This window comes from Luteibacter sp. P4_E6 (assembly GCF_056401535.1).
In genome coordinates this window covers 1-1428 of sequence record NZ_JBFUJE010000767.1, presented here as the reverse complement: position 1 = coordinate 1428, position 1428 = coordinate 1, and the positions used below count along the sequence as shown (strand labels likewise).

Annotated in this window: 3 protein-coding genes; 2 read left to right on the top strand and 1 reads right to left on the bottom strand. The window is 66.5% G+C overall.

The features are described from left to right. Window positions 1-531: hydrogen peroxide-inducible genes activator (locus AC1DT2_RS23295; protein WP_477299049.1), on the top strand; the 531-nt coding region annotated here is incomplete at its 5' end. 14 nt (window positions 532-545) lie between these two features. Continuing rightward, window positions 546-1142 carry a hypothetical protein gene (locus tag AC1DT2_RS23290; RefSeq protein ID WP_477299047.1) on the top strand — a complete coding sequence of 199 codons (597 nt, stop codon included), beginning with the start codon at window positions 546-548 and terminating at the stop codon, window positions 1140-1142. A gap of 15 nt (window positions 1143-1157) precedes the next feature. On the opposite strand, the gene AC1DT2_RS23285 is transcribed toward AC1DT2_RS23290, so the two are convergent. Continuing rightward, window positions 1158-1428 (bottom strand): phosphoribosyltransferase family protein (locus tag AC1DT2_RS23285; protein ID WP_477299046.1); only part of this gene is annotated, 271 nt, incomplete at its 5' end.

Sequence of the window (1428 nt, the reverse complement as noted above, 5' to 3'; positions counted from 1 at the left end):
GGCATCCTCGCCCTGCCGATGCACGACGATTCCCTGCACGTCGAGTTCCTGTTCGAAGAACCGTTCGTGCTGGCCGTGCCGGACAACCACCCCCTCGCCGGGCGGCAGTGCCTGAAGATGGACGACCTTGCCGACCAGAATCTGCTGCTCCTCGAGGACGGTCACTGCCTTCGCGACCAGGCGCTCGAGGTCTGCCATCTGGCGGGCGCGGGCGAAAAGACCGGTTTCCGGGCCACCAGCCTGGAGACGCTACGTCAGATGGTTTCCGCCAACGTCGGCATCACGCTGATGCCGATCCTCGCCGTGAAGCCGCCCGTGGCGCAGTCGGGCAATGTGCGACTGATCGAGTTCGAAAGCCCGGCGCCAAGCCGTCGCATTGCGATGGTCTGGCGCAAGAGCTCGGCCATGACGCCGTTCTTCACCGCCCTCGCGGAGGTGATCCGCGACGTTCCGGCCGAACTGTTCAACGCCCGGGAATGCGCCACACGTCAACCGGAAGGCGCGCCAACCGTTGCCCTTCCATCCTCCTGACGGTTTCCTGATACATGCGCGTCTGGCTAATCGTCCTGCTCCTGCTCTGCGGACTGGGCGCGTACACGTGGTGGCATAAGCGGCCCATGCATGCGGCTGCGGGTATCGTCGCGGGCACGGTACCCAGCCAGCAGGATCTGGGCGCCGGGCCACAGCTGGCGCGCGGCCACTTCTCGCTGGAACCTCGCGCGAAGTTCGCCATGACGGGCCGCGTGCTCTCCCGCGAGGACTACCAGCTGGACGATCTGGCGCCGATCGCTCCCACCGACCTGGCCCTGGGCTGGGGCCGGATGTCGGATACCGCGGTGCTCGACAAGATCAGGATTTCGCAGTCCAACCGCTTCTACTTCTGGTACACGGATACTTTTCCGATCCCGCGGCACGAGATCGAGGACTCCAGCGCCAACATGCACATGATCCCGGCCAACGACACGGTGGCCCGGGAGCTTGGCAATGTGCGCCCGGGGGAAGTGATCCACTTCGAGGGTTTCCTCGTCGACGTCAAACGCGACGACGGCTGGCACTGGGATACCTCGCTCACCCGTGAAGACACCGGCGCAGGCGGCTGCGAGATCGTCCTCGTCGAAGACATCCACGAAGCCGGCCACTGAGGCCAGCCACCGATCTCAGCCGCCGATCAGGGCGTGGAGAGGGGCCGGACCGGACCACTTCGAGCGACCGTGGAGGCCGGCGAGTTCGATGACGACGCTGGCGCCGACCACTTCGGCGCCCAGCCTCTCGACCAGGCGACGACCCGCCTCGAGTGTTCCGCCCGTTGCCAGCACGTCGTCGACCACGATGACCCGTTCGCCGGGCAACAGGGCCTGGGTGCCGATCTCCAGACGGTCGTGGCCGTACTCCAGCCCATAATCGACGCCCACGACGGGCGGTGGCAGC